Here is a 25,441-nt window from a genome sequence, read left to right as displayed (position 1 = left end):
CGTGAATCAAAAAGGCAAAATCCTGGTGGTGGACGACGACCGGCTGGTGCTGGCGACGTTGACGCACGGGCTGTCGCAGGCCGGCTTCGAGGTCATCGATGCCGACAATGGCGACGACGCCATCCTGCTGGCGCGCGAGCACCGGCCTGAACTGGCCTTGCTCGACATCCGCATGGAAGGCAAATCCGGCTTCGACGTGGCCGCTTACCTGCGCGAATACCTCCAGACGCCCTTCATGTTCCTGTCGGCCTTCGCCGACGAGGGCACCATCAAGCAGGTCAAAGAGCTCGGTGCCCTGACCTACCTGGTCAAGCCCCTGGACATCCAGCAAATCGTGCCGGCCGTGGAAGCCGCTTTTGCCAACCGGCCCAAGGCCCAGGCAGCGAAAGCCGCCGAAGCCGCCAAAGCATCTGTTGGCACACCTGCTGCCCACCCCTCCACCGAGGCCGTCGCACCAGCCACCAGCGCAGACCCCCTCACCGCCACCGTGGCCATCGCCATCGGCCTGGTGATGCACCGGCACTCGCTCACCCGCCGCCAGGCCCTGGACAAGCTCTCCCTGCAAGCTCGCCAGGAAAACCTCAGCGTGGCTGCGGTGTGCGAACGCCTCATCAACGCCCAGGAAGTGCTGGCCGGCCTCGGCTCACTCTGAACCTGCCCGCGCCAGCCTGACGCAAGGCCGACTCAGGCGGTCAGGGGACGCTGCGCCTCGACCGTGCCGATCAGGGTGAAGTAAAAACACGCGCCCTGACCTGGCTGGGCCTCGGCCCACACCCGGCCGCCATGGCGGCGGACGATGTTGCGCACCCCCGCCAAGCCAACGCCCGTGCCTGGGAAATCCTTGGCACTGTGCAGGCGCTGGAACATGCCGAACAGCTTGTCGGCGTGCTGCATGTCAAACCCTGCCCCGTTGTCACGCACGAAATACACGGGCGGGTTCGTGGCGGGCATGCAGCCAAGCTCCACGCGGGGCTCGTCCACCTTGGCGCTGTATTTCAAAGCGTTGCCCAAGAGGTTTTCCAACACGCGGCGCACCAATTGGGCGTCGGCTTGCGCGCGCAGCCCGTCGGCGATCTGCAGCTGCACGCTGGGTGCGTCGGCCTGCAAGGCCAGCAACTCCGCCCCCACCTCGCGGGCCAGGGCACTGAGGTCAACGTCTTCGCGGGCCAGGCAGACACCAGCCAATTGCGCCTGGGCCAGGACGGCGTCGATCATGCCGTTCATGCGGGCCGACGCCGCCAGGACGCGCTCCAGGTGATCCTGGCCCAGCCGGTCCAGGTGCCGGCCGTAATCTTCTTTGACGATGCGGGTGAAACCATCGATGACACGCAGCGGCGCGCGCAGGTCGTGCGACAGGGCATACCGCAACATGTCTTGCTCGACATCGCGTGCCGCTTCAGGTCCAGGCTCGGCAGGTGCGTCCAGGGCCATGTGTGTGCCTTGCGCCACAGGTGATTCGGGGAGATTCACCGCGGTTTCAGGGTCAGGGCTCACCACCGATGCCATCACGGCGCCAGCCACCGGGTCGCCCACCGATGCCTGCGCCTTCTCTGACGCTCGCTGCACCTGCTGCTGCCAGATGCGCGCCAGCCACACGCCCTGCACCCACACACCCGCGGCCAGCACATGGGCCCATGTGGGCGCCTCGGTCAGGACCAGCCCGAGCAGCACCAAGATACCCGCTGCCCACCAGAATCCGGTTCCGGCGTGAATCTGCCGCTTGGCGGCATCCAAACCGGATGGCAAATCGTGAGGGCTGTGCATTCAAAAGATTGTAAGGAGGGATGAAACGGGGTTTCTTCTGCTGGCTCCGCTTTTCACGATCACGTTAAAGTTCGTGAGATTTCTGACGATTGTCACCTTATTCCCGCACCATTTTCCGTCGGGAAGCATTGATTTGCCTGCAGCCGCCGGTGCATTTTTCCGGCCTTTGTCATACCAACGCATCCATGCGCACACCCTGGAAAGCCCTGACCCTGATGCTGGCCCTGGTCGCCTTGTCGGCCGCAGGCTTTGTCTGGGGCCCCGCTGGCGCCGGCCTGGCATTGGCGGTGCTGGCATCTTCGGGCATTGGCTACCTGGCCAGCCGGCGCCGCGGACCACGCGACGGCGTGCCCATGCGCACGGCGCCCGCACCGGCATCGCAATTCCCGCCGTTCCCGCCGTCATCCTCACCCTCGTCTGCGCCATCGTCCCTGCCCACGACCGTGCCGCAAGCACCGACCGGCGCCGCCCAGGCGGCAGCTGCACGCCGCGCGCCAACCCATGCGCACGCCACCACGCCCGTGGCCCAAGACACGCACGAGATGCGCGCTGACCACGACCGCGCACCCACCACCGTGCCGCAGCTGGACGCATCGGACAACATCGAAGCGCTTCAACGCGCCGAGCGTCAGGCCAGCCTGCTGGCGCTGGTGCGCCAGGTCGCCGAAGACGCACGCGGCGCCACCACGCTGGCGCAAGCCATGCACCTGGTGGGTGAAGCCCTGCATGCGCAACTGGGCTCCCGCTCCTGGATCGCCCTGCGCGTGGAAGGCTGGAACGGCGAGTCGGCGCTCCTGCGCCCCTGGACAGACGGCGGCCCGGACAGCGGCGACATCATCGACGTCAGCAGCATCGCCACCACCCACCGCGACGACCGCCCCTTGGGCCAGTGCCTCGTGAGCCTGCGCGCCGTGCTCTCTGACCTGACGACAGCCCTGGCACCACACGGCCCGACAGACGCGCCCAGCACTGCGGCGCCCACGCCCTGGCGCGACGCCGCCACACGGCGCGTGCTGGCCCTGCCGATCGCCATCGACGGCTGGCCGCTGGCCTTGCTGGAGTTCGACGACCCCCGCCACGCCCACCCCGACCTGGCGCCCGTGCTCGACGTCGCGGCCATCCAGCTGGGTTTCGTGGCGCAGCGCGAGGCCAACCTGGCGCGCATGGCCAGCCACGCGGAGCACTTGGGGCGTCTGGCCCTGGTGGCCTCGCGCATCAGTTCGGGCGTGGCCATCACCGACCGCCACGGCACCATCGAGTGGATCAACTCCGCCTTCGTGGCCCTGACCGGCTGGGACGAGGCCCGCGTCGTGGGACGCCGCCTGACCGAGTTGCTCGCACAGGAAGTGTCTGACGGCGAGGTCGTGACCGAGCTGGAAAGCCAGCTCGCGCGCGGCGTGCCCTTCCGCCTGTCCTACGAGGCTGGCCGCCCGGGCGCTGGCTCCACCACCCGCTACTGGGGCGAGATCGACGCCATCCAGATGCTCGACGAATCGGGCGGGCGCAGCCAGTACGTCTGCCTGTTCAACGACATCACCAAACGCAAGAGCCAGGAGCATGTGCGCGACCAGGAGCGCGAGTTCCTCGAAGCCCTGCTGGGCAACCTGCCCGTCAGCCTGTTCGTGCTGGACCCGGTCAACCTCAACGTGGTGGCCATCAACCGCTACACCGAGATCGAATTCAAGCTGCAGCGCGACCGCGTGGTCGGGCGCTCCATCGAGCAGGCGCTCGGCAAGTCGGTGCTGAGCCACGCCCAGCCGCACATGCAGGAAGCGGTCGAGACCGGGCAAACCGTGGAGCACGATTTCACCTGGGTGGGCGACGAAGGCGAGCGCTTTGTCAACGCACGGCACTTCGCCCTGCGCCACAGCAATGGCCGCCCTCGCCTGCTGATTTCGCTGGTGCGCGACATCACGGCCTCGCGCCAGGCCCGCGCCGACCTGGAAGAGTCCGAGCGCCGCTTCCGCGAGTTGGTCGAGTCCATGGACGACGCCGTCTATGTGTCCACCGCAGACCGCACCAACTTCATCTACCTGAGCCCGCGCACCCACGACCTGCTGGGCATGACGGGCGATGACATCGTGGCCAAGCCGGGCAGCGTGCGCGCCCTGATCGTGCCCGAGGACGCCGAGGCGCTGGCGCAGCAAGAGGCCCTGGAGCACGCCGGCCAGCCCACCGACACCCTGCTGCGCATGCAGGTGCCGGGCAAGGGCCTGCGCTGGGTGCGCCACCGCACCCGCACGCGCCGCCTGCCCGACGGCCAGGCTCGCATCTACGGCTTGGTGTCGGACGTCACCGACGACCACGGCCAGGCCCTGGAACTGCAGCGCGCCCGCGACCTCGCCGAGGCCGCCAGCCAGGCGAAAAGCCAGTTCATGGCCAACATGAGCCATGAAATCCGCACGCCCATGAACGGCATCCTGGGCATGACCGAGCTGCTGCTGGGCACGCCGCTCAACGACAAGCAGCGCCGCTTCGCGCAGGCGGTGTACCGCTCGGGTGAGAGCCTGCTGGAAATCATCAACGACATCCTGGACTTCGCCAAGATCGAGGCCGGCAAGCTGGAGCTGGCCAACAGCGACTTCGTGCTGCGCACCCTGGTCGAAGACACCCTGGAGCTGATGGCACCGCGCGCCCACGAAAAGGGCCTGGAGCTGAGCTTCCGCGAGCAACCCGGCCTGCCCAGCGTCATCCACGGCGACCCGCTGCGCCTGCGCCAGATCCTCACCAACCTGGTGGCCAACGCCATCAAGTTCACCGAGCATGGCGAGGTGGTGGTGGACATCCGCCGCGCCCTCGGCGGCAACGTCATCGCCAACGAGGCCGACCTGCATGCGCCGGTGGAGCTGGAGTTCATGGTGCGCGACACCGGCATCGGCATCCCCAGCGACGTCATCCCGCGCCTGTTCAGCGCCTTCGTACAGGCCAATGTGGGCATGGCGCGCCGCTACGGCGGCACCGGCCTGGGCCTGGCGATTTCCAAGCAGCTGGTCGAGCTGATGGGCGGGCGCATCGAAGCACACAGCGCTCCCGGCGTGGGCTCGGAGTTCGTGTTCCGTGTGCCCGTGCGCGTGGGCGACACCCAGATCGACATGGCCATGCTGGAAGAGCCCAAGATGCCTTCCTTCAACGTGTTGGTGGTCGATGACAACGACACGAACCGAACTGTCATCGAGAACATGCTCAATGCTTGGGGCATGAACGTGACACAAGCCGCCAACGGCCGCGAAGCCCTGGCCATCCTGATGGCCCACCCCAGCCAGGACGCCGACTTCGACCTCGCCCTGGTGGACATGAACATGCCCGAGCTGGACGGCCTGGGCCTGGCCGAAGCGCTGCGCAGCAGCGGGCGTTACCGCAACCTCAAGATGGTGCTGCTGTCGTCGGTGTCATCGCCGGACGACGTCAAGCGCGCACAGGACGTCGGCTTCCAGCGCTTCGTGCCCAAGCCGCTGCGCAAGGCCGAGTTGCGCCAGGCCATCCTCGGCATCTCGGCCGAGCTGGGCGGCGACCACCCCCAGGAAGTGCCCCGCATCAACAAAGCCGTGCTGGTGGTCGAGGACAACCCGGTCAACCAGGAGGTCTGCAGCCAGATGCTCAAGCGCCTGGGTTGCGAAGTGCGCGTGGCTTCGTCGGCCCTCGAAGGCCTGCGCCGCCTGGGCGAGCAACGCTTCGACCTGGTCCTCATGGACATCCAGATGCCCGGCATGGACGGCGTCGAGGCCCTGAGCTGGTTCCGCCGCGGCTCGAACAACCGCTTCACCTTCCTGACCCCGTCGGACACCCCGGTGATCGCCGTGACCGCCAACGCCCTGGAAGGCGACGAGCAGCGCTTCCTGAGCGTGGGTTTCGACGACTACCTCTCCAAGCCCTTCCGCCAGAGCCAGTTGCTCAAGGTGCTCGTTGAGCACACGCAAGCCGAAGGCCTGCCGGACGACTTCGTGGACACCGGAGCGCCCGCCGAGGTGGCCGCGGCCGATGTGGCGGTGAATGCCCCCCCCGTGCCCACGGTCGCGCCCGCCCTCCCCGCCCCGTCCAGCGACGTGAGCGAGCCGGACGAGCCCATCACCGTGCCCATGGGCCTGCTGGACGTGCCCCGCCCTTTGAACGAAGCGCCGATGTCGCCCGTGGGCGCTCCGGGGGCTCAGGCCGAGCCCGTCGCCACCTCCGCACCTGCGTCGGGCCTGACCGTCGCGCCCCTGCCACCGCCCTTCCTCGCGCCGCTGCCAACCGCCGCCTCTGTCAGTGCACAAGCACCGGCACCGGCACCGCCACCGACACACGCAGCGGCCCCCATTGCCCCCCCCATGGCCCCCCCCATGGCCAGCCCCTCGGCCGCACCGGCCGCCACGAACTTCGCCTTCGACGCCAAGGTGGCCGTTGCCAGCGCCCTCCACCCAGACGACATCTTCGACGCCGAGGCCCTGCGGCGCCTGCGCGAACTCGACCCGCGTGGCGACAACCGCCTCTTCGAGCGCGTGGGCAAGGCCTTCGAAACCTCCGTGGGCCGGCTCTTGCCCCAATTGGAGGATGCTTTCAACGTCAATGACACCGCCGCGATCGTGCACGTCGCGCATACACTCAAGTCTTCCTCGGCCAGCATCGGCGCACTCAAGTTGTCACAACTGTGTGCCGAAATCGAGACCATGATCAGGCGTCAGACCGGTGAAGACTTGAGCGATCGCATCCGCGACATCCCCGCTGAAACAGAGCGGGTGCTTGCGGGCCTGCGCCTGCTGCTGGAGTCCGAGCGATGAATCTGGGCTCGGCCATCGCGCCGCACGACCACGAAGAGCAACCCCGCGTGCTGCTGGTCGATGACGACGAGGTCAACCTGCTGTTGACATCGATCGCGCTGCGCGACCGCGGCTTTGCCATCACCGAAGCCAGCTCCGGCGAGCAGGCCCTGCAGATGATGGCCGACTGGTTGCCCGATGTCGTGGTGCTCGACGCCGTGATGCCCGGCCTCGATGGCTTTGCCACCTGCCAGGAGCTGCGCCAGATGCCGGGCTATGAATCGGTGCCCGTGCTGATGCTGACCGGCCTGGACGACGACGCCTCCATCACCCGCGCCTACGAGGCCGGCGCCACCGACTTCTTCGTCAAGTGCACGCAGTGGAGCCTGCTGTCGGGCCGATTGCGCTACCTGCTGCGTGCATCGCGCACCCGCCACGAGCTGGAACGCAGCAAATCCAAACTGGCGCGCGCGCAAGACCTCGCGCGCATGGGCAGCTTCGATTGGCGCAAGGGCCTGGGCGACATCGCCTTCTCGGTCGAAGGCCTGCGCGTGTTCGGCCTGGGTGCCACCGACCGCCTGGGCATGCGCGACTTCGTGCGCATGATGCCAGCCGAGGAGCGCCGCGGCTTCCTGCGCATCCTGCACGAGGTGCTGGACCACGGCACCATCCTGTGCAACGACATCCAGGTCAAGCTGACCGACAACCGCCTGCGCATCCTGCACATCGAGGCGGAGCCGGAATTCAACGAACTGGCCAACCTGATCGGCTACACCGGCATCGTCCAGGACGTCACCGACCGCCGCGTGGCCGAGGACAAGATCAAGCACCTCGCCAACTTCGACGTGCTCACCGGCCTGCCCAACCGCCGCCAGATCTTCTGGCGCAGCGAGCGCGCCATCGAACACGCCAAGCGCCTGAACCATTGTGTGGCCCTGCTGCAGGTCGGCCTGGACCGCTTCAAGGTCATCAACGAGAACCTGGGCCACCACGCGGGCGACGAATTGCTCATCGAGGTGTCTCGCCGGCTGCGCGGCTGCGTGCGCCACTGCGAGCAGATCCTCGAAGGCAGTGTGGACATGAACGGCCAGCGCGTGCACCGCACCCTGGAAGCCGTGGGCCGTCTGGGCGCCGACGAATTCGTCGTGCTGCTGCCCGAGGTGGCCAACGAGCGCGAAGCCATGGACACGGCCCACGTGCTGCTCAACGCGCTGCGCGAACCCATGATGGTGGCCGGCCAGGAATGCTTCATCACCGCCAGCGTGGGCGTGGCCTTGTTCCCGGCCCATGGCCTGAACGTGGCCGACCTGCTGCGCAATGCCGATGTGGCCATGGACCTGGCCAAGAGCCAGGGCCGCAACACCGCACAGCTGCACGACCCGCAACTGGCCAGCAAGGGCCGCGTGCGCCTGGACCTCGACACCGCCCTGCACAAGGCCCTGGAGCGCAACGAGCTGGTGCTGCACTACCAGCCCAAGATCGACGTGCGCACCAACCGCATGGTCGGCGCCGAAGCGCTGATGCGCTGGAACCGCAACGGCCAGCTCGTGCCCCCGGGTGACTTCATCCCGCTGGCCGAAGCCACCGGCCTGATCAACCAGATGAGCTTGTGGGCCATCGACGAGGCCGCGCGCCAGGCTGCCGAGTGGCAGAAGTCCTTCGGCTTCGACGCCTCGATCGCTGTCAACCTGCCTTCGCGCCTGTTCGAACAGAGCGACCTCGTAGAGAAGATCGAGGCCATCCTCGCGGCCCGGGGCGTGTCGCCGCGCTGCATCGAGCTGGAGATCACCGAAACCGGGCTGATGAAGGACCTGCAGGGCGTCGTGCCCTCGCTGCACCGCCTCAACCAGCTGGGCACCGAGATCTCCATCGACGACTTCGGCACCGGCTACTCGTCTCTGGCCTACCTGACCTCGCTGCCGATCAGCGAGCTCAAGATCGACCGCTCCTTCGTGCGCGACCTGGGCGACACGCCGCAAAGCTCGGCGGTGGTCTCGGCCATCATTGCGCTGGCACGGGCCCTGGGGCTGCGCGTGATCGCCGAAGGCGTGGAAAAAGCATCGCAGATGGAAGTGCTCTACAACCTGGGCTGCCACATCTGCCAGGGCTTCCTGTACGCTCGTCCCATGCCCGCATCTCAAGTCGAACAATGGCTGATCGACACCCAGTCCGGCCTGGCACAGCCCCTCGGGGGCGGTGCCGCAGTGCATGACCTGCTCCCCAAGATGATGGGTGCGCACCGCTGACCCATGAGCACGCCCCCGACGACGCCACCGGCCGCACCAGCCCAACTGGCCAAGGCCGCCCTGCGCCGCCTGGCCGAGCAAAGGCTGGAGCCCACCCCCGACAACTTCCGCAAGGCCTACGAGGCCGAGTCGGGCATCACCAGTGAGGCCGACAGTGCGCCCCCAGCGGCCGCTGCGCTCAGCCAAGCAGTCAACCAGGCGGAAGAAGGCGAGCGCTGGTCCAAGCTGATCGGCCGCATCCTGCGCGGTGCCGAGCGCGGAGGCCGCCAGTGGACCGCCGCCCGCAAGAAGGACAGCCTGCAGCGCGTGCTGGAAGGCAGCAAGAACTCCGGCCAGCGCCTGCACCAGCGCCTGAGCCAGCTCGTGCAAAGCTGGGACAGCGACACGCTCGACAACACCTTGATGGACGATGTGGCCAACTCGCCAGCGTCGCCAGAATCACCAGAGCCGCCCGCGTTGCCATCGACTGAAGCGCTGCCCGAGCCGGCCCACGCCAGCGCCGAGTGGCCCGCCAACGCCGCCCACGCGGCCGAGCAACTGAGCGACACCGTCCACGCAGCCTTGCCCCCCGCCACCGGCGCCGAAGCGGGCGAAGCCCTGCGCAACGCATTGGCCGCCACCCGCGAGGCAGCCCCCGTGCCCGAGGCCCTGGACGCCGCCCGACAGGAACTCGCGCAAGCCTGCGAACAGGCACGCCGCGTCATCGAGCACCGCCACAGCCTCATCGACCAGCTCACCGGGCTGTGCCAATCGCTGACCGACAGCCTGGTGGACCTGTCTGAGGACGACAGCTGGGCACAGGGCCAGGCCCAGGCCATGCGCCACCAGCTGGAGACCGGCCTGAACCACCGCGGCGTGCGCCACGTGCAGCAGTTGCTCAGCGATGCCCGCGAGCGCCAAAAGCAGCTCAAGGTGGAGCGCGCTGCCGCACGCGATGCGCTCAAGCACCTCATCCACCAGATGCTGCAGGAAATCGGCGAACTGGGCAGCACGACCGACCGCTTCCAGTCCAACCTGGGCCGCTACGCCGACACCATCGGCCAGGCCGACTCGCTGGAAAGCCTGACGGGTGTGGTGCGCGAGATGGTCGAGGAAAGCCGCGCCGTGCAGTCGGTCGTGGCGCAAACACAGGTGCGCCTGCACGACGAACACGCCAAGGCCAACGCCTTGACCGAGCGCGTGCGCACGCTGGAAGACGAAATCCGCAAGCTGTCCGACGAGGTCTCGACCGACCCGCTCACCCAGATCGCCAACCGCCGCGGCATGATGCGCGCGTTCGAGGCCGAACAGGCGCGCGTGGACCGCCATGGCGCGTCACTGGCCATCGGCCTGCTGGACGTGGACAACTTCAAGAAGCTCAACGACCAGATGGGCCACCAGACGGGCGACGAGGCCTTGAAGTTCCTCGCGCGGCGCGTGGGCGAGTGCCTGCGCCCGGTCGATGTGGTCGCGCGCTACGGCGGCGAAGAGTTCGTCGTGCTGCTGCCCGACACCCCGGCCGAGGAAGGCCAGCAGGTGCTGACCCGCCTGCAGCGCACGCTGAGTGCCGAGTTCTTCACGCACGAGGACAAGAAGGTTTTCATCACCTTCTCGGCCGGCGTGACGAGCTACCGCCTGGGCGAGGCCATCGAGGCCGCGCTGGAGCGCGCCGACGTGGGCCTGTATGAGGCCAAGCGCACGGGCAAGAACCGCACCTGCATCAACTGAGGCGCCTCAACGCAGGCGCATCAGCCCAGGCGCTTCAAAGCCTGCGGGATCAGCCCCGGCAGGTCATCGGCGATCAAGCCCGGCCCAAACGCCGCAGCCGCTTCCCCATGCAACCAGACGGCGGCACACGCCGCTTGCCAGGCCGGCATGCCTTGCGTCAGCAAACCCAGGATCATGCCCGCCAGCACATCGCCCGAACCCGCCGTGGCCAGGCAGGGCGGCGCGTGGCGGTTGATGGCCGCGCGGCCATCGGGCGTGGCCACCACGGTGTCGGCGCCTTTGAGCAGCACCACGGCGCCACTCAGCCTCGCGGCTGCCCGCGTCCGCGAGAGCTTGTCTTGCGTCAGGCCGACGCTCGGATCGCGGAACAGGCGGGCGAATTCGCCCTCGTGCGGCGTCAGCACCACCGGCCGGCTGTGACCGGCAATGGCCGCGAACAACAAGGCCGGGTCGTCGGCAAAGACGGTCAGGGCATCGGCGTCCAGCACCACGGGCCGGCCACTGGCCAGCACCGTCAACACGAGCCCCTTGAGGCCGCTGGGCTGCGTGCCACCCAAGGCGCCCGGGCCGATGAGGACGGCGCTCAGGCGGTGGTCCTCCAGCAGGCTCTCCAGGCCGGACTGCCATTGCGTGGCGCCCTCGCCTGCCACCGGGTGCACCATCACGCAGGTCAGGGCGGCAGCGTGGATGGCCCAGGCCTGCTGCGGCACGCAGACCGTGGTCAGGCCCGCACCGGCGCGCGCCGCCGCCAGCGCGGACAAGCGCGCGGCCCCCGTCATCAAAGGGCCGCTCCACACCAGGGCATGGCCACGGTGGTACTTGTGGCCGGCGGCGTCCACCTGCGGCCACTGGCTGCGCCACAGCGCAGGCTGGTTGTCCCAGGTCTGGACGCCCAACTCGGGCAGCACACTGTCGGGGATGCCGATGTCGGCCACCACCACCTCGCCGCACAAGGCACGCGCCGGCATCAGCGCATGGGCCGGCTTGAGCCGGAAGAAGGTGACGGTCAAGGCGCAGGCCACGGCGCCGTCGGCCTGGCCGTCATCGCCCCAGACGCCGCTGGGTACGTCCACCGCGACGATGGGCAGGCCACGCACATGGGCCAGGTCCAGCACCTCGCGTGCCACGCCGTCCAGCGCGCGGCTGAGGCCGGCACCGAACAAGGCATCGACGACCAGCGCCGCGCCCTGCAAGGCCTGTGGCGCCAGCGTCTGCCAGCCGGGCTGACCATCGCACAGACCACCGGACAGATCACCGGACGGCCCATCGCCCACGTCAGGCCATGCCGCCAGACAAGCCTGTGCCGCGAGCGCGGCATCGCCCTGCAAACGCTCAGGAGGCACCAGGCTGGCCACCGTCACCGGCCAGCCCGCCGCGCGCAAGCGCTGCGCCACCACCCAGCCATCGCCGCCGTTATTGCCCGGGCCGCACAACACCGCCACGGGCCTGGGCGACCAGCGCTGCACGATGGCATCGGCCACCGCGCGGCCAGCCGCTTGCATCAGGGTGAAGCCGGGCGTGCCCCGGGCGATGGTGGTGGCGTCGGTGCGGGCCATCTGCGCCACGGTGAGGATGTCTGGGCTCATGGGAAACGGTGTGGACGGTCACTGGGCTGCAAAGCCAACCCTGGAGCGTCCACTGTCGCACACACCTGCGCCCCTTGGCACCCGTCGGCGACACCCGGTGCGCAAAAACGCCAGCGCTCAGTAAGCCAGTTGCGCCGAGAGGTAGAGGCTGCGCTGCTTCGGCTTGTTGGCGATGTTGCCCAGCTCCAGCCAGGCGGCGGTCAGGCTGACATGGCGGGTCGGGAACCAGGCCACAAAAGCGTCATAGGCGTTCTCTTCGCGGAAGGCGCTGAGCTTGTCGGGCTTGGCGCGGAACTCGGCGCCCACGGCCAGGTCGTCGCGCAGCAGCACCGCCATGCTGAGCTCGGGCATCAGGCTGTGGCTGTCGCTGCGGTCACCGCCAAAGCCCAGCAGGCCGAACTGGTTGGCACGCGTGGCGCGCAGGGTCGCGTTGAGCAGCAGGTTGTGACCCCACACCGCACCCAGCCAGACCTTGGTGGCGCTGATGTAGAGGTCGGTGTCGGCGTTGCGCCGGGCGCCCAGCAATTGCGGCACCACACCGAAATCTTCATTGACCTTGTGCTGCAGGCCCACGCTGATCTGGGGCCACCAGGTGTCCTGATCGTAAAGGGCGTTGCCCGAGATCCGCCACTTGGCGCCCAGCACGTTCATCCGCGCCGTCTCGCCAGGCACGGTGTCACTGAACTTGAAGCTCCAGCGCGCCATCGACACCTCGACCGTGTCATTCACACCCACCGCCACACCCTGGATGTTGAGGTTGTAGCCGCCCTGGGTGCGGATGTGGGTGGCGTAGGCCGAGGCCCCCATCTGGTTGCTGCTGCCCAAACCGCCCACCACCGCCCAAGGCACCAGGCCGCCGCCGGCCGCACCCTCGACCTGAGAGACGCCCGACGTGGCCAGGATGCGGTCGCCGGCCATCGCGACCGACGCCAGGTTCAGCGCGACGCATGCCACCGCCATCGCTGGGGCTTTGGGGATGGCCCGGAGGCGGAAAAGGCCGGTGGAGGCGATGATGGTGCGGTGGGAGAACAACATGGTGCGAACAGATCGGATCGTCTTCAGTTGAGGGTGATATCGGTCGATAAATGCACAACTGAACCCGGCTCATCGGACGATCGGAAACTGTGCAATGGTGCACATTCGGTGTCGATGCTTCCCAGAGTGACGCCCATGGTCTTGCCCCGCACCCGCCCCCATCCCTGCGCCGCGATCCTGCCCATCCTGATGGTGCTGCTGTTCACCGCCTGCGCGCACCGAGCGAATGACCAGCCTGCGCTTCACCAGCAGCTGGGCGGCACGACCACCATCGACACCTTCACCCACAAGGCCGTGGCCCGCGCTGCGCAAGATCCGCGCACGCGCCGCACTTTCGAGGGCGTGCGCCTGAGCCACCTCCAGCAAAGCATTGCCGCGCACCTGTGCACAGTCGCCGACGGCCCCTGCATTTACGAGGGCGAAACCATGCGCAATGCCCATGGTGACCTGGCCATCACCGGCGCTGAATTCGACGTGCTGGTGCAGATGCTGCGCGAAGAAATGGACGCCGCGAACGTGAGCACCGCCGCCAAGAACGAGTTGCTGCGACGTCTGGCGCCCATGCGCCGGGACATCGTGGTGCGCTGAACACCCCCCCCCCGACACCTGGACGATGCCGAGGACCCCGACCATGCCGCACCTTGCCCCCCTTGCGACCACCGCGCTCCGCACGCTAGGCACCTTGAGTACCGCCACCGTCGCGATGCTGCCCTGCCTGGCCACGGCGGTGCCCGTCGAAATCACCGTGCTGGACGCACGGAATGCGCCCTTGAACGACGCCGTGGTGTCCATCGAGGTCAAGGGCGTCAAGCCCACGGCTGCGGCCGGGACGCAAGCCGAGCTGGCGCAACGCAACCGCAGCTTCGCGCCCAGCGTGTTGCCGATCCAGACCGGGACATCGGTGCTGTTCCCCAACCTCGACACGGTGCGCCACCACGTTTACTCTTTTTCGGCCACACGCCCCTTCGAAATCAAGCTTTACGCCGGCACACCCGCCAGCCCGGTGACCTTTGACAAAGCAGGCACGGCCGTGCTGGGCTGCAACATCCACGACCGGATGGCCGGCTTCATCCATGTTGTCAACACGCCCTACTTTGCCAAGACCTCCGCATCCGGGGTGGCGAAGCTGGACGTCCCTCCTGGCGAGCACACCGTCCAGATCTGGCACCCCAGCCTGGCCGACACCCGCCAACCCCTGCGCCAGCCCTTGAAGGTGCTGGCCACGGGCACTCAGAGTCTCAGCCTGACGTTGCCAGCCAACGGCGCCAGCACACCGCCGGGCAAATGAAAGAAGCACCGCACCGGCAGCTCGACAACATCCGCTGGCACACCCGGCTGAGCCTGCGCATCGTCGCCGTCTTCCTGGGCCTGCTGGTGCTGGTGCAGGTGGTGACGCTCGCGCTGGTGCGCACCGGCATCGACGACAATGCCCGCGAGCACCTGAGCGAACAACTCAACCTCGGTGAGCAGGTGTTCATGCGCCTCCTGCACCAGAACGCCGACCACTTCATCGAATCGACGCGCGTGCTGGCGCTGGACTTCGGTTTTCGCGCGGCCATTTCCAGCAACGACCAGGCCACCATCGCGTCCGCCCTGGTCAACCACAGCGAACGCCTCGGAGCTGGCTTTGCCGTGCTCACGGACACCGCGGGCCACATCCGCGCCAGCACGACCGAGCTGGGCCAGACCGCGGACGGCCTGGTGTCCAGCCTGATGCGGCAAGCTGGCAACGAACAAACGCAGGACAGCAGCAGCATCCATGTGATGGTGCTGGACGGCCGGCTCTTCCAACTGGTGACCGTGCCCGTGAAAGCGCCCTTGACGATTGGCTGGGTGGTCATGGGCTTCAAGCTGGACAACGCCCTGCTGCTGGACATGCGACGCCTCACGGGCGTGGACGTGGTTGTCCTCAGCCGCCAGGGGAAGCGGCCCTGGGAGACCACCTTGTCTCAATTGCCGCAGACCACTGCGAAAGCGCTGTTGACGCAGTGGTCACCCATGGCAGAAGCGGGCCGGGAGCAAGGCCAGGCACCCAGCATGCTGGCCCTGCCCGAGGGTGAGCATGTCTGGCGCAGCATCACGCTCGAAGGGCCCCAGGGGCAGGAGGTGGAGGCCCTCTTGCTGCGCTCGGTGGACGAAGCGATCGCCCCCTACCATCGGCTGGAAGGCACCATCCTGCTGTTCAGTGTGCTGGGGGTGGCTGTGTTTGCAGTCGGCAGTGCATTGACAGCACGGCGCATCGTCGGCCCAGTGCACACGCTGACCAAACTGGCCCAGCGCCTGTCGGATGGCGACTACGCCGTGCCGGTGCCGCAGCAAGGAAACGACGAGATCGGCGCACTGAGCATCGCCTTCGAGTCCATGCGGCAGGCCATGCAGCAGCGAGAAAATGAAATCCGCGCCGTGGCTTTCACCGATGGCCTGACCCAGATGCCCAACTGGGCGCGCTTTTCGGCCGACGTCAAAGAAGCCGTGGCCGACGTGCGCCAGCAGCCTGGCAGCGCCTGCGCCGTGCTCATGCTGGACCTCGACCGCTTCAAGCACGTGAACGATGTGCTCGGCCACGACACCGGCGACCAGCTGCTGCAGCTCGTGGGCCAGCGCTTGCGCCGCCTGATCTTCGACCCCCGCAACACCGTGGCCAGGCTCAGCGGTGACGAGTTCGCCGTGCTGCTGCGCCAAGGCGATGTGGCCCAGGCCAAGGCCGTGGCGCGCACCATCCTCGACCGGCTCGACGCGCCGCTGATGCTCAACGGCCAGACCGTGGACGTCGGCGCCGGCATCGGCATCGCGGTGTACCCGGAGCACGCGAATGACGGCGACGAGTTGATCCGCCGCGCCGAAGTGGCCATGTACAAGGCCAAGCAAACCCATCTCGGCCACATCGTGTTCCGGCCCGAGCTGGACATGCGCTCGGACGAGGCCCTGTCGCTGCTGGGCGAGTTGCGCCGCGCCATCGAGCACCAGGAACTGCGCCTGTTCCTGCAGCCCAAGGTCTGCATGGCCAGTGGCGAGGTCAAAGGCGCCGAGGCCCTCGTGCGCTGGCAGCACCCCACACGGGGCATGGTGCCGCCCATGAAATTCATCCCCTTTGCAGAGCAAACCGGCTTCATCCGCCAGATCACGTACTGGCTGCTGGAAGAGTCCGCGCGCATCTGGCGCCAATGGGCCGACAGCGGCTTGAGGCTGGACCTCTCGGTCAACCTGTCGGCGCGCGACCTGATCGACTCCGACCTGCCCGCCCACCTCAACCGCTTGCTCATCCTGCACGGCGTGCCGCCCGAGCACCTGTGCCTGGAGATCACCGAAAGCGCCATCATGGACGACCCGAACCACGCGCTGCAGACGCTGGAGCAGTTCCACTACATGGGCGTGAAGATGGCCATCGACGACTTCGGCACGGGTTACTCCTCGCTGGCCTACCTCAAGCGCCTGCCGGTGGACGAGTTGAAGATCGACAAGTCCTTCGTGATGAACATGCAGCACGACAGCCAGGATGAAAAAATCGTGCGCTCGGTCATCGACCTGGCCCACAACATGGGCCTTCGCGTCGTGGCCGAAGGCCTGGAAGACCGCCGTGCCTGGGAGCAACTGAGCGCCCTGGACTGCGACCTGGCGCAAGGCTACTGGATCGCCAAGCCCATGCCCTCAGACCAGTTCCTCGCCTGGGCGAGCACCTGGCAACTGCCTGCTCAGCCCGAAGCGGGCGACGCTGTGGCCACACGCCAGACCCAGGATGCCACCGCCTGAGACCAGGGCAGCTCCCTCGCCACCTTCCACAAGACATTCACACGCTGGCGTTAGCATGCTGCCCATGCGATTTTCCACACTCGTCTTGCTGGGCGCCTGGCTGCCACTGGAAGCCATGTCTGCGCGCCCCTTTGTCACCGACGACGCGCGCCTGACCACGCAGGGCAGCTGCCAGCTGGAAACCTGGGTGCGCTCGTACAAAGACAGCCACGAGGTCTGGGCCCTGCCCGCCTGCAACCCGACGGGCAACCTCGAGTTCACCGTGGGCGGCGGCCGCGCGCGCAACAGCGGCGAGCACGGCACCAGCGATTTCGTCTTCCAGCTCAAAACCCTCTTTCGCCCACTGAGCACCAACGGCTGGGGTTGGGGTCTGGGCGTGGGCACCGTGCGCCACCCGGAAATCAGTCCAGGGCCCAACCTGTTGGGCAACACCTACGCCTACGTGCCGATGTCGTTTTCCTTCCAGGATGACCGCGTGGTGGTGCACGCCAACGTCGGCTGGCTCAAGGAGCGCACCACACACCGCAACAACGCCACCTGGGGCCTCGGCGCCGAGTTTCAGACGGCGCAACGGGTGATGCTGATCGCCGAAGCCTTTGGCGACCACCGCCACAACCCCTACGCTCAGATCGGTGGCCGCCTGGCCATCGTGCCCAACCGCGTCCAGGTGGACCTGACCGTGGGCCAGCAAATGGCAGGGCCAAGCAACACCCGCTGGATCTCGATGGGCCTGCGCTTCACGCCCGACGAATTGTTCTGAGCACAACTGCGCCGCGTGGCCTGTGCCAGATGGCGGGTGCGGTGAGATTCGAACTCACGGAGGGCGCAAACCCTCGCCGGTTTTCAAGTTCACGGCTTTATCCAAGCCCATCAATCACTTAGGACAAGATCGTCTCCGCATCTGCTCGAAAAGTAGGCAGGCGCTTTCCTGGGGAAATGCTCCCTTGGACGACGCGTTGCGGAAACGGTTTTTGAGGGGTTCGGCCCCCGCGAAACAGGCCTCCCCCCCGCCCCTCCACGGCCCGTGGAGGGGGGCGCTTCACCGCCCGGCGGGGGCTCGATCGGAGCTGCCCGCACTGCGTTCAGCTCCGCCTCGCTGTGTAGCGTCTTCGGCTCCGTCAGCCGTCAAGGGCTTCGCAAGCGCGGCCTGCGGCCGCGCCCTTGACCGCTGCCTCCACCGACCCGGGAGGTCATCATGATCGAGCCCCGCATCGATTACGTGATGAAGGTTCGCTTGAAGAACCTGGTGGCCGGGGCCGAGGCCCAGCAGATCCATGAACAGAAGGTCGCCAAGGTGGTGAACTTGATCCACAAGTGCCACATTGCAGCGACGCCAGGCATCGCGGCGCTGCTTGGCAGCGACACGTCGAATGCCAAAAAACTGGTGGACAAACTGGTCGCCCAGAAGATTCTTCAAGAATGCCAGGTCGATTTCTGCAGCCGCGCACCACGCGGCGTGGTTTACAAGCTCGGGCCATTTGGCGTGCTGAAAGCCGAGCGGTTGTCCGAAGATTTTGTGGAGTATCGATACGACACAGGGCCCCGAGTTTCTGGCCTGCCGCAAGCTGAACACGACCTGTTGTGCTCTGAAATCGCAGCTCACTGGATTTGCGGGGGCGGCGAGTTGATCGACACGGACTACACCATTCGCCGCAGCCAGACGGCTGAGCAGCCCGTCAAAATCGTCGACCTTGTCCTTGGCCACAATGACGCTTTCTATTCAGTCGAGGTTGAGAAGTCACCGAAGTCTGAGCGAGAGGCCGATCAGATGGTACTGGCTGCGCTGAATTCGACCTGGCGCTTCACCGCGTGGGTTTGCATCGCTGGCGCCACAGCCAACCACCTGCGTCGCATGCTCGATCAGCGACACGTGAACGAATGGGTTTTGAACGGCTCGAACAAATGGGTCAAGTCGGGAACATCGATCCCCCTGCCATTTGAGTTTCGGCGTCGGCAGTTGGTGATTCATGTCGCAAAGGAAGCGCTGCCGCGCACCCCGGTGGAGTGGCTGAATCGCTTTCAAGTGAATTCCACCGAGGCGACAGCCAAGGTTCACCAGCGGGTGCGTACCAAGGGCTGGATCCTCTCCCCTTTGAAACCATCATCGTGGGTGCAAGGGGCTTCTGAATTCGAGTTGTCGCAGCCCTCAAAAAGCGACCACATCCTCGCCGGCACACACCTTGGTGACGGCAACTGGCGGCTGCACCTCGCAGAAGAACCACCAGAATCTGGGCAATCTGTTTTGGCGCGCATCCGCCCGGCCAAAGAATTCGACGGCCGCCCTGCCCCCGCTGGCGTGATCGAGGCCATCGTCGATTGTCTGGACGTCATTGACAGGGTTGGCCAATGAGCAAGAAGCAAAAGTCGTCACCATGGGACGGGTGGGATTACATGCTGTCCATCATGGGTGAGTCCGTCACCTTGGATATTCGTTGGCCCATCATCGACGTCAGCCAGACCTCCGTCACGCTCAATACGCCGGCTGGTGCCCTGACCTTTGCAAAGGGAAATTGGCCCGGTGGCAGTTCGGCCGTGCTGGTCGACGTTGAGGAGGTCGATGAGTTCATCGAACACCTCTCTACCTTCTTCACCGATACCCCAGAGCCCGTGATTCGCCAACTTCATACAGCCGTGGCTTTGATTCGCCGCGAAGATGCCAAGAAGGAGGCCATCGACAGACCGTTCAACCCGCTCGCTTCCTACAACGCAAACCCCAGACCTGCTTCCGCTGCCCGCCAAGCCATGACCACAGCTTCGACCTTCATTCTTTTCGACCGGCCCACCGCTCTCAATCCAGAGTTGGTGAATGCCTATTTGGAAACCGACTACAAGGTGTTTGCATCCGAAGGCGACACCCAGGAGCGCACATTCACGATGCGCGTTGGCCAGGCATGCGAGCCACTGGCCCATCTGTTTCAGGAGCGAGGCATCCAATGCGCCGCCTTTGTCACGGCGTACAACCCGTACAGCGCCGCCCATGAGGACCAGGACAACGAGACACGCCAAGCATCGTTGCTTCAGACCCTGGATCAGCACAAGGTGGTTTACCGGCTGGGCGAAGGGCGCCATCCATTGGGCAGGTGGTCCGCTGAGCCCAGTGTCTTGGCGCTGAACCTGCCGCTGGATGCCAGCAAGCGCCTGGGTATGCGCTTCCGTCAAAACGCTGTACTTTGGTGCGGCGCTGACGCCATTCCCCACCTGGTTCTACTCATGTGAGGGCCGAAGCCTTGATTGGCCTTGGGGTTGCCAGCGATTGCCCCACGGCATGGCCAACGGCTGGAATTTAGGCCGGCGATTCCAACTTTCCCGGACTTGAAGTCCGGGAAAGTTGTCACCAACATGTCGTGTTTCGGCCACCGTCGCCAAGAGACGAAGGCGGGCCCCGCAGATGGCAAATGCCGCCACCGAAGCCAGGGGATGACATCACTCAGATACCCCTTAAAATGCAAGCAGGCACCCGCCCTACTTGCACGCGAGTAAAACAAGGTTCTCTCGTCATTGAATGGCTGCACCACATCGGTCGGCTTTCTTTCGCCCACTCCTCGCAGGGTGCTTAAACGCGTGCATTCCTCCCAGCGAGACAGGGCATCAATGAAAGAATGACCATGACTGTTTCCAACATCGTGCACCGCATCCGCGAGCAAGCCAAAGGCGCCGGCTTCGCACTCAAATCCACCCACACCTACGAACTGCTGGCCTCGGCTTTCGGGCAGGGCACCTGGGCTTCGTTCACCACCCGATACTGGCTCACCGACAGCCCAGATGGCCCAGTCGACGCAGTTGGCGAGCGCCCGGAAACCACCCACACCTTGGTGGCGGCCAGGGCGCTTCAACTGGGGCTGGAACCCGCATCTGCGCCGCAGCTCGGCACCCTCGTTTTGAATGCTGTGCAGGCAGCGCGGCTTGGCAAGGTTGAGAAGGCCGCATTTGATCGGCTTCGGCTCGCAGGGCTGCGCCTGCCGGCCGGCTTGCCCCAGTCCCCTCTGTTCATCTCCCAACTGAGCGCTGCTGCCTCGGCTGGAGATGCTCAGGCCCATCACCGCCTGGCCGCGATTTACCGGTGCAAGCGCCCCAACCCCTACCTCTACGACGAGTCGCTCAAAGGGCGCACTCTCACGGCGCAGGAGACAAAGTGGGTCGACGAGTACCTTGGTCAGGCGCAGCACTATCCGCTGTACCAAGCCCATCTGAAGGCTGCCGCGCAAGGCGGCGTCCGAGCAGCCGCCTTGGAATACGCGGAGGCCTTTGAAGACCCCAGCTTCTTTGAGTTGGCGGACAGATTGTCGGGCCCGGTCGATGCCAAGCGCATGGCCCAAGCGGCACCTGATGCTTCAGCGCGTCACAAATGGCTCAGGGTTGCGGGCCAGCATGACCTTGAATCATTGGAAGAGTTGGCCAGCGAAGGCGATGTGGATGCCATGCAGCAGTTGGCCATCGCCGGGGACGCTTACCACTTGCGCGCACTCGCAGAACGCGCACTGGAAGACGAGAAGCAGATTGAGGCTTGGGCTTGGCAATACATCGCGCTGGCGCATGGACATGACCTGACCAGATCGACGCTTGCGGCACGTCACGACGGCGGCTCACATCATGGCGAGTTCTATGACAGTGACTTCGGTGGCCCACTCTTCGTGGACGGAGAGGAAGGCATCGAACTGCCGCAACTGCCACGCCGCCAAATGGCTGAGGCCAAACGATTGGCGAAGGAACGCATGTCAGCTCAATCTTTGGACTGATTCGAGGAGTCTCCGGTCCTTGAGACAGAGTGCAGACCCAACGAGTCGGCGCTCTGTCTCACGAGCAATCGCCTGCCCCTAGCTGCGCTGCCCTTCAACTCGCAAACCACGCAGCGCGCAACTTCAACCTGGCCCCCAGCCAGGCCGGTGAGCGCCTGACCTCCACGCGGTATCGCCCCTCTTCGGGGCTGCTGCCCTGCATCACCAAAGCATCGCCATCGACGTCGATGCGCTTGGCTGCAAAGGTGCGTGATGGAAAGACATAGAAAAACCGACCGAGCTGTTTTTTGGCGACCGGCTTCAGACCTGCATCCAGCAAGGTGACCACCGTCAACTCTTCCCACGGGTCGTTGTAGTCAGTGACAAGGAGGTACCCGTTTTCAGTCTCGAACTGATCGACAAGTTGCAACCCTTCCAGAGCAACGCCAGCGGGCCTGCCATCGACCAGCAGCATCGTGGTCGTGGACTCCCGATCCCGCACGGGGTCTCGGGGCTCCAAAGCAAACTTGTCGACTCGCTTCACTTCGACTCCGGCCAAAAATAATCAAAAACTTCTGCCGAGCCTACCCCAAGCAAAGCCGCACCAGCGAACATGCTGATGCCGACAATCCAACCGGGTGGCCCGCTCATTGCAAACGCAACGGCCGCACCAGCACCAATGCCACCAACGGCACCTGCGCCCAGGGCTACCCCCTCCTTGGCGGCCTGCCGGGTGCGATCTTCGGCTTCGATCACGTTGTACACAGCAATCGCGAACGTGAACACCAACAGTCCGCGCCCTGCGCGACCAAACCACTTTGCGCCTGCATTCATCTTCTGGCGCGGGCCTCCTGCCGCATGGACGATGTCCATCCATACGAGCTCCTTCTCTGCCTGGCTGAGTGCAGAAAACACCCGGCGGAAGCGCCTACCCGCATAACGCTCCTGTAAGTCAGCCAGCAGCAACCCATCCTTCTTGATGCCTGATGAGATGGCGGCCCCTAGGTCCGTGAGCTTGGCGCGAGCCGCCACCATGACCTGATTGCGCATTTCGTTGGCCGTCTTGGCGCCCTCATGGGGTGTGATCTGCCCCGCCTTGACCTTGGCGGTGATCTCGTCACATGCAGCACGCGATTGCTTGACGTACTCAGCCCTGGCTGCCGGGTCCTTGATCATGGACTGCGCAAACCCTGCCACCTCGACCTGGAATGCCTTGATGGCAAGTTCCAGTTCACTGCCTGTCGCAGCAACAGGCCTGGTGTCAGCGTTGATGGTCGATCGTCCGGAAGTGGTGGTGATCAGCTTGACTGCTGAGCCGTTAGCCATGACGCGCATCCCCCAAGATTTCGCATGTGACCTCGCCTGCGGCATCACCCGTCATGATCAACGCTGTCTTTCCGCTTTCATCGGTGACGCCCTCTACTACTCTGCCACCCGCGCGTAGCCGATACGGCTGATGAGCCAGGGGCATGTCGGTCAGCGAGCAGGTCAAGACAAAGTGCTGGTCAAAGGTAGAGGCCTGCTGCGCTGGCCTATCGCCCACCTTGGAGGTGCCAGTTGCAGAGCTGCTTTCGCTGCCATGTGCTGATGCACCACCACCGCCACCCCCTACCCTTGACACCACTTGGCTGGATATCAAGGTGGCTCCGCAAGCGCACTTGTCGCCGTGCCTTGCAACCGGTGCGCCGTCTACGATCATGGTCGGATCGCCGGTCACGATGACCGTCGTGCCATGGCCCTTTTTCGGGCAAGTGACCTGGTCACCCACTCGGGCCAGTCGTTTGCCGTGGGTATCCGTGGTCATGGTTGACCCCACGACCACGCCCCCATGATCGGTCCGATCGCCGATCACGATGAACGGTCTGCTCATGCGCTTCCCTCAGTTTGATTTGGTGAGGAATGTAGCAGCGCCGATCAGTCCGATGGCAACAGATCGTTAGCCCTCGTGTCCCCATCGTCTTCAGGCAGAAACCGTAGACGCATGGGATCGATTCCCACCATCTTGTTGGCTTCCCTACGCGCCAAGATCCGACTGTGGATCTTGTGCTTCAAGGCAGCGATCGTAGTGACAGGGATGTCTGCGCCAATGATGGCCACCACGCCCCCCGGTGTGACGACCTTGACCACCATTCGGCCCTTGCGGTCCCGGAAGATGCGGTGGTTGTCCTTCGGGTCATTGCTCCAGAACTTTGAATCCATTTGGTTCTCCTGCTGATGCCGACCAACGAGCGCGATCGGCCAAAGCGCTGCCCTCACCCGCATGGACCAGAGCCAGCGGTCATGGACAAGGAGAGTGGCCAGTGAGAACGCCCATCAGGGCACTGGCTGTTCAGAGGGATTCAGTCTTTTGTCGAGCTTGCGGCATCGGCAAGGATTTCATCCTCGACCAGTGCCACGATTTCGGAGGGTCTCCGTTTCAGAGGGACGGACAGTTTGAACAAGGTCTTGATCGTTGGCTGCTGCTGCCCCAACTCAAGAATGCTGATGTAGTTGCGCATCAGATCGGCATCCAGGCCCAACTGCTCCTGGCTGAGCCCGGCCTGCTTGCGCAACCGCCTCAATACTTTACCGAACGCTGTCCCGACTTCCAAGAAAATTCCTCCAATAGTTGGAAGAATTTCGCGTTTCAGCTAATATTTGTCTTCACACAATAATAGGAATTCAAGGTGAAGAAGCGAATCGCTTTGCGCATTCTGGCTGCATCTGCGCTCGCCGCCAGCGCCGCTACGGCCCACGCATTTCTTGGCATCGACTCCCCCTGGTCCATGGGCGATGGCGGCGGCACGTTCCTGTGTGTGCGAGGCGCAGACCGCATGAAGTTGGCCAAGGAATCCGCCGATCTGGACTACCTGCCCTTTGTGCAGAAGGCCTTCGCCGCGCCCACCATCACCTACGTGCCTGACGAGAAGAAGCCTGCTGTTGCCGAGACATGGCATCGTGACGGCGGTGGCTTGAACCTGTACCGCCACACACTGAACAACGACCGCCGCAAGATGATGGAAGCGGCCGTGGACTGGTTCAAGATCTTCTGCAAGGCCAAGGGCGGCGGCACCTACGAGTACCCCATCAACGAGACCACCGAGTTGGTCAACCTGACCCGGCTGGCTTGCCATGCACGCCCAACCACCCCCGAGCAGGTGATGGGCCAAATGCCGATGTTCGGCATCGAAATCAGCCCCGCCGACAACTACACCACCGACCGGCCCAAAGATCCTTTTGTGGCGTTCAAGCATTTCGGCAACGGCAGCTTGGTCAAGGCGGCCTGGGGCTACCCCAAGCGGTACGCCTTCGGCGACCAAACCAATCTGGGCATGGTGGTCGAGGTCAAGGTACCCATGGCCAAGGTGCAGACCGAGGTGGATGGCAAACCCTACGAGAAGTGGGTCAAGCTGATTGATCTGGTGCCGATCCCACGGCAACAGAACCAGTGAGTCTTTTTTCCGATTGAGAACGAATCATGGTCCAAGTGCAATCACTGATGGTCACGGCCATTGAAGGCCGTCGCAACTTCTCCTACGGTCAAGAGCTCCGGGAGGTCTGGTACCGCCGCGACGATGGCATCGAAGGCAGCCTTCAGTACTCGGGCGACTTTGGGGTGCGGGCAGGCAACAAGCTGGCCCTGATCTACTCCCCGGCCATCACCAGCCACTGGCTCGGCATCGTCAACTTCTCGACCGAGCTGTACATCAACTTCGTCCCGAACTGGGTGTCGCGCAAGACCTATCCATTCCCCGACCTGATCTGGCCGCTCAACAAGGCATTCCCGGATCTTCAGCAAAGTGCCTTTGGCAAGCAATCGCCTGCTTTGCATCAGGCCGTGGAGTCGGTCGTTGGGCAATTGATTGCCAGGCTTCACCAGAGAGCCGCCTGATCGGGTGCCGCGCAGGTCACAGCCCCGCACC

Annotated in this window: 20 protein-coding genes and 1 pseudogene; 13 read left to right on the top strand and 8 right to left on the bottom strand. The window is 65.3% G+C overall.

Annotation, left to right across the window (positions count from 1 at the left end; translation table 11 throughout):
- Position 1: 1 nt before the first annotated feature.
- Positions 2–652, top strand: a complete 651-nt coding sequence (locus tag EV672_RS09445) for a response regulator (RefSeq protein WP_133608590.1) — start codon at positions 2–4, stop codon at positions 650–652.
- Between the two features lie 32 nt (positions 653–684).
- On the opposite strand, the gene EV672_RS09440 is transcribed toward EV672_RS09445, so the two are convergent.
- Positions 685–1,671 carry a sensor histidine kinase gene (locus tag EV672_RS09440; protein WP_166643517.1) on the bottom strand — a complete coding sequence of 329 codons (987 nt, stop codon included), beginning with the start codon at positions 1,669–1,671 and terminating at the stop codon, positions 685–687.
- A 278-nt stretch (positions 1,672–1,949) separates the two neighbouring features.
- On the opposite strand from EV672_RS09440, the gene EV672_RS09435 reads away from it, so the two are divergent.
- From EV672_RS09435 to EV672_RS09425, 3 genes are read left to right on the top strand one after another with little or no spacing between them, the layout of a single operon-like run.
- Positions 1,950–6,521 carry a response regulator gene (locus EV672_RS09435; RefSeq protein WP_133608586.1) on the top strand — a complete coding sequence of 1,524 codons (4,572 nt, stop codon included), beginning with the start codon at positions 1,950–1,952 and terminating at the stop codon, positions 6,519–6,521.
- Positions 6,518–8,746 carry a putative bifunctional diguanylate cyclase/phosphodiesterase gene (locus EV672_RS09430; protein WP_133608584.1) on the top strand — a complete coding sequence of 743 codons (2,229 nt, stop codon included), beginning with the start codon at positions 6,518–6,520 and terminating at the stop codon, positions 8,744–8,746. The genes EV672_RS09435 and EV672_RS09430 overlap by 4 nt, the downstream gene beginning before the upstream one ends.
- Positions 8,747–8,749: 3 nt before the next feature.
- The gene (locus tag EV672_RS09425; RefSeq protein WP_133608582.1) at positions 8,750–10,453 is read left to right on the top strand and encodes a GGDEF domain-containing protein; all 1,704 of its coding nucleotides are present in this window, start codon (positions 8,750–8,752) and stop codon (positions 10,451–10,453) included.
- A 20-nt stretch (positions 10,454–10,473) separates the two neighbouring features.
- Here EV672_RS09425 and EV672_RS09420 read toward each other — a convergent pair whose 3' ends face one another.
- Together EV672_RS09420 and EV672_RS09415 are read right to left on the bottom strand one after the other, a co-directional pair.
- Positions 10,474–12,039, bottom strand: a complete 1,566-nt coding sequence (locus EV672_RS09420) for an NAD(P)H-hydrate dehydratase (RefSeq protein ID WP_133608580.1) — start codon at positions 12,037–12,039, stop codon at positions 10,474–10,476.
- A 117-nt stretch (positions 12,040–12,156) separates the two neighbouring features.
- Positions 12,157–13,074 carry a DUF3034 family protein gene (locus EV672_RS09415; protein WP_208110746.1) on the bottom strand — a complete coding sequence of 306 codons (918 nt, stop codon included), beginning with the start codon at positions 13,072–13,074 and terminating at the stop codon, positions 12,157–12,159.
- 135 nt (positions 13,075–13,209) lie between these two features.
- On the opposite strand from EV672_RS09415, the gene EV672_RS09410 reads away from it, so the two are divergent.
- The 7 genes from EV672_RS09410 to EV672_RS09380 all read left to right on the top strand — a co-directional run bounded on the left by EV672_RS09410 (position 13,210) and on the right by EV672_RS09380 (position 21,560).
- Positions 13,210–13,662, top strand: coding sequence for a group I truncated hemoglobin (locus EV672_RS09410; RefSeq protein WP_208110745.1), 453 nt, complete (start codon positions 13,210–13,212; stop codon positions 13,660–13,662).
- A 94-nt stretch (positions 13,663–13,756) separates the two neighbouring features.
- Positions 13,757–14,362 (top strand): methylamine utilization protein, encoded by a 606-nt coding sequence (locus EV672_RS09405; protein ID WP_133608578.1) that lies wholly within the window; start codon positions 13,757–13,759, stop codon positions 14,360–14,362.
- Positions 14,359–16,824, top strand: a complete 2,466-nt coding sequence (locus tag EV672_RS09400; RefSeq protein WP_243738607.1) for a putative bifunctional diguanylate cyclase/phosphodiesterase — start codon at positions 14,359–14,361, stop codon at positions 16,822–16,824. The genes EV672_RS09405 and EV672_RS09400 overlap by 4 nt, the downstream gene beginning before the upstream one ends.
- 64 nt (positions 16,825–16,888) lie before the next feature.
- Positions 16,889–17,584, top strand: a complete 696-nt coding sequence (locus EV672_RS09395) for a PA4824 family protein (RefSeq protein WP_133608576.1) — start codon at positions 16,889–16,891, stop codon at positions 17,582–17,584.
- 435 nt (positions 17,585–18,019) lie between these two features.
- Complete coding sequence (locus EV672_RS09390) at positions 18,020–19,174, top strand: hypothetical protein (protein WP_133608574.1); 1,155 nt, start codon at positions 18,020–18,022, stop codon at positions 19,172–19,174.
- Positions 19,175–19,215: 41 nt separating this feature from the next.
- Entirely contained in the window at positions 19,216–20,040 is an 825-nt protein-coding gene (locus EV672_RS09385; protein WP_166643516.1) for a DUF3293 domain-containing protein, read from the top strand.
- A gap of 389 nt (positions 20,041–20,429) precedes the next feature.
- Positions 20,430–21,560: a hypothetical protein gene (locus EV672_RS09380; RefSeq protein WP_133608570.1), complete on the top strand. Its 1,131-nt coding sequence runs from the start codon at positions 20,430–20,432 to the stop codon at positions 21,558–21,560.
- Positions 21,561–21,654: 94 nt separating this feature from the next.
- Here the strand turns inward: EV672_RS09380 and EV672_RS09375 are convergent, their stop codons facing one another.
- From EV672_RS09375 to EV672_RS09355, 5 genes and pseudogenes are all read right to left on the bottom strand, one after another.
- The gene (locus EV672_RS09375; RefSeq protein WP_133608568.1) at positions 21,655–22,014 is read right to left on the bottom strand and encodes a hypothetical protein; all 360 of its coding nucleotides are present in this window, start codon (positions 22,012–22,014) and stop codon (positions 21,655–21,657) included.
- 65 nt (positions 22,015–22,079) lie between these two features.
- Positions 22,080–22,865 carry a hypothetical protein gene (locus EV672_RS09370; RefSeq protein WP_133608566.1) on the bottom strand — a complete coding sequence of 262 codons (786 nt, stop codon included), beginning with the start codon at positions 22,863–22,865 and terminating at the stop codon, positions 22,080–22,082.
- Between the two features lie 298 nt (positions 22,866–23,163).
- A pseudogene (locus tag EV672_RS19015) lies at positions 23,164–23,409 on the bottom strand (PAAR domain-containing protein); the annotation flags it as partial.
- 44 nt (positions 23,410–23,453) lie between these two features.
- Entirely contained in the window at positions 23,454–23,738 is a 285-nt protein-coding gene (locus tag EV672_RS09360) for a hypothetical protein (protein ID WP_133608562.1), read from the bottom strand.
- Between the two features lie 140 nt (positions 23,739–23,878).
- Positions 23,879–24,130: a helix-turn-helix domain-containing protein gene (locus EV672_RS09355; protein WP_133608560.1), complete on the bottom strand. Its 252-nt coding sequence runs from the start codon at positions 24,128–24,130 to the stop codon at positions 23,879–23,881.
- Positions 24,131–24,352: 222 nt separating this feature from the next.
- Here EV672_RS09355 and EV672_RS09350 point away from each other — a divergent pair, with 222 nt between their 5' ends.
- Both EV672_RS09350 and EV672_RS09345 read left to right on the top strand, forming a co-directional pair.
- Complete coding sequence (locus EV672_RS09350) at positions 24,353–24,970, top strand: hypothetical protein (protein WP_133608558.1); 618 nt, start codon at positions 24,353–24,355, stop codon at positions 24,968–24,970.
- Between the two features lie 26 nt (positions 24,971–24,996).
- Positions 24,997–25,410 (top strand): hypothetical protein, encoded by a 414-nt coding sequence (locus EV672_RS09345; protein ID WP_133608556.1) that lies wholly within the window; start codon positions 24,997–24,999, stop codon positions 25,408–25,410.
- The last annotated feature ends 31 nt before the right edge of the window (positions 25,411–25,441 follow it).

The sequence above is a fragment of the Aquabacterium commune genome, from assembly GCF_004362855.1.
In the GTDB taxonomy this organism is placed as follows: domain Bacteria; phylum Pseudomonadota; class Gammaproteobacteria; order Burkholderiales; family Burkholderiaceae_C; genus Aquabacterium; species Aquabacterium commune.
Note: the sequence above shows the minus strand (reverse complement) of the source record. Positions and strands in the feature narration are given on the sequence as shown.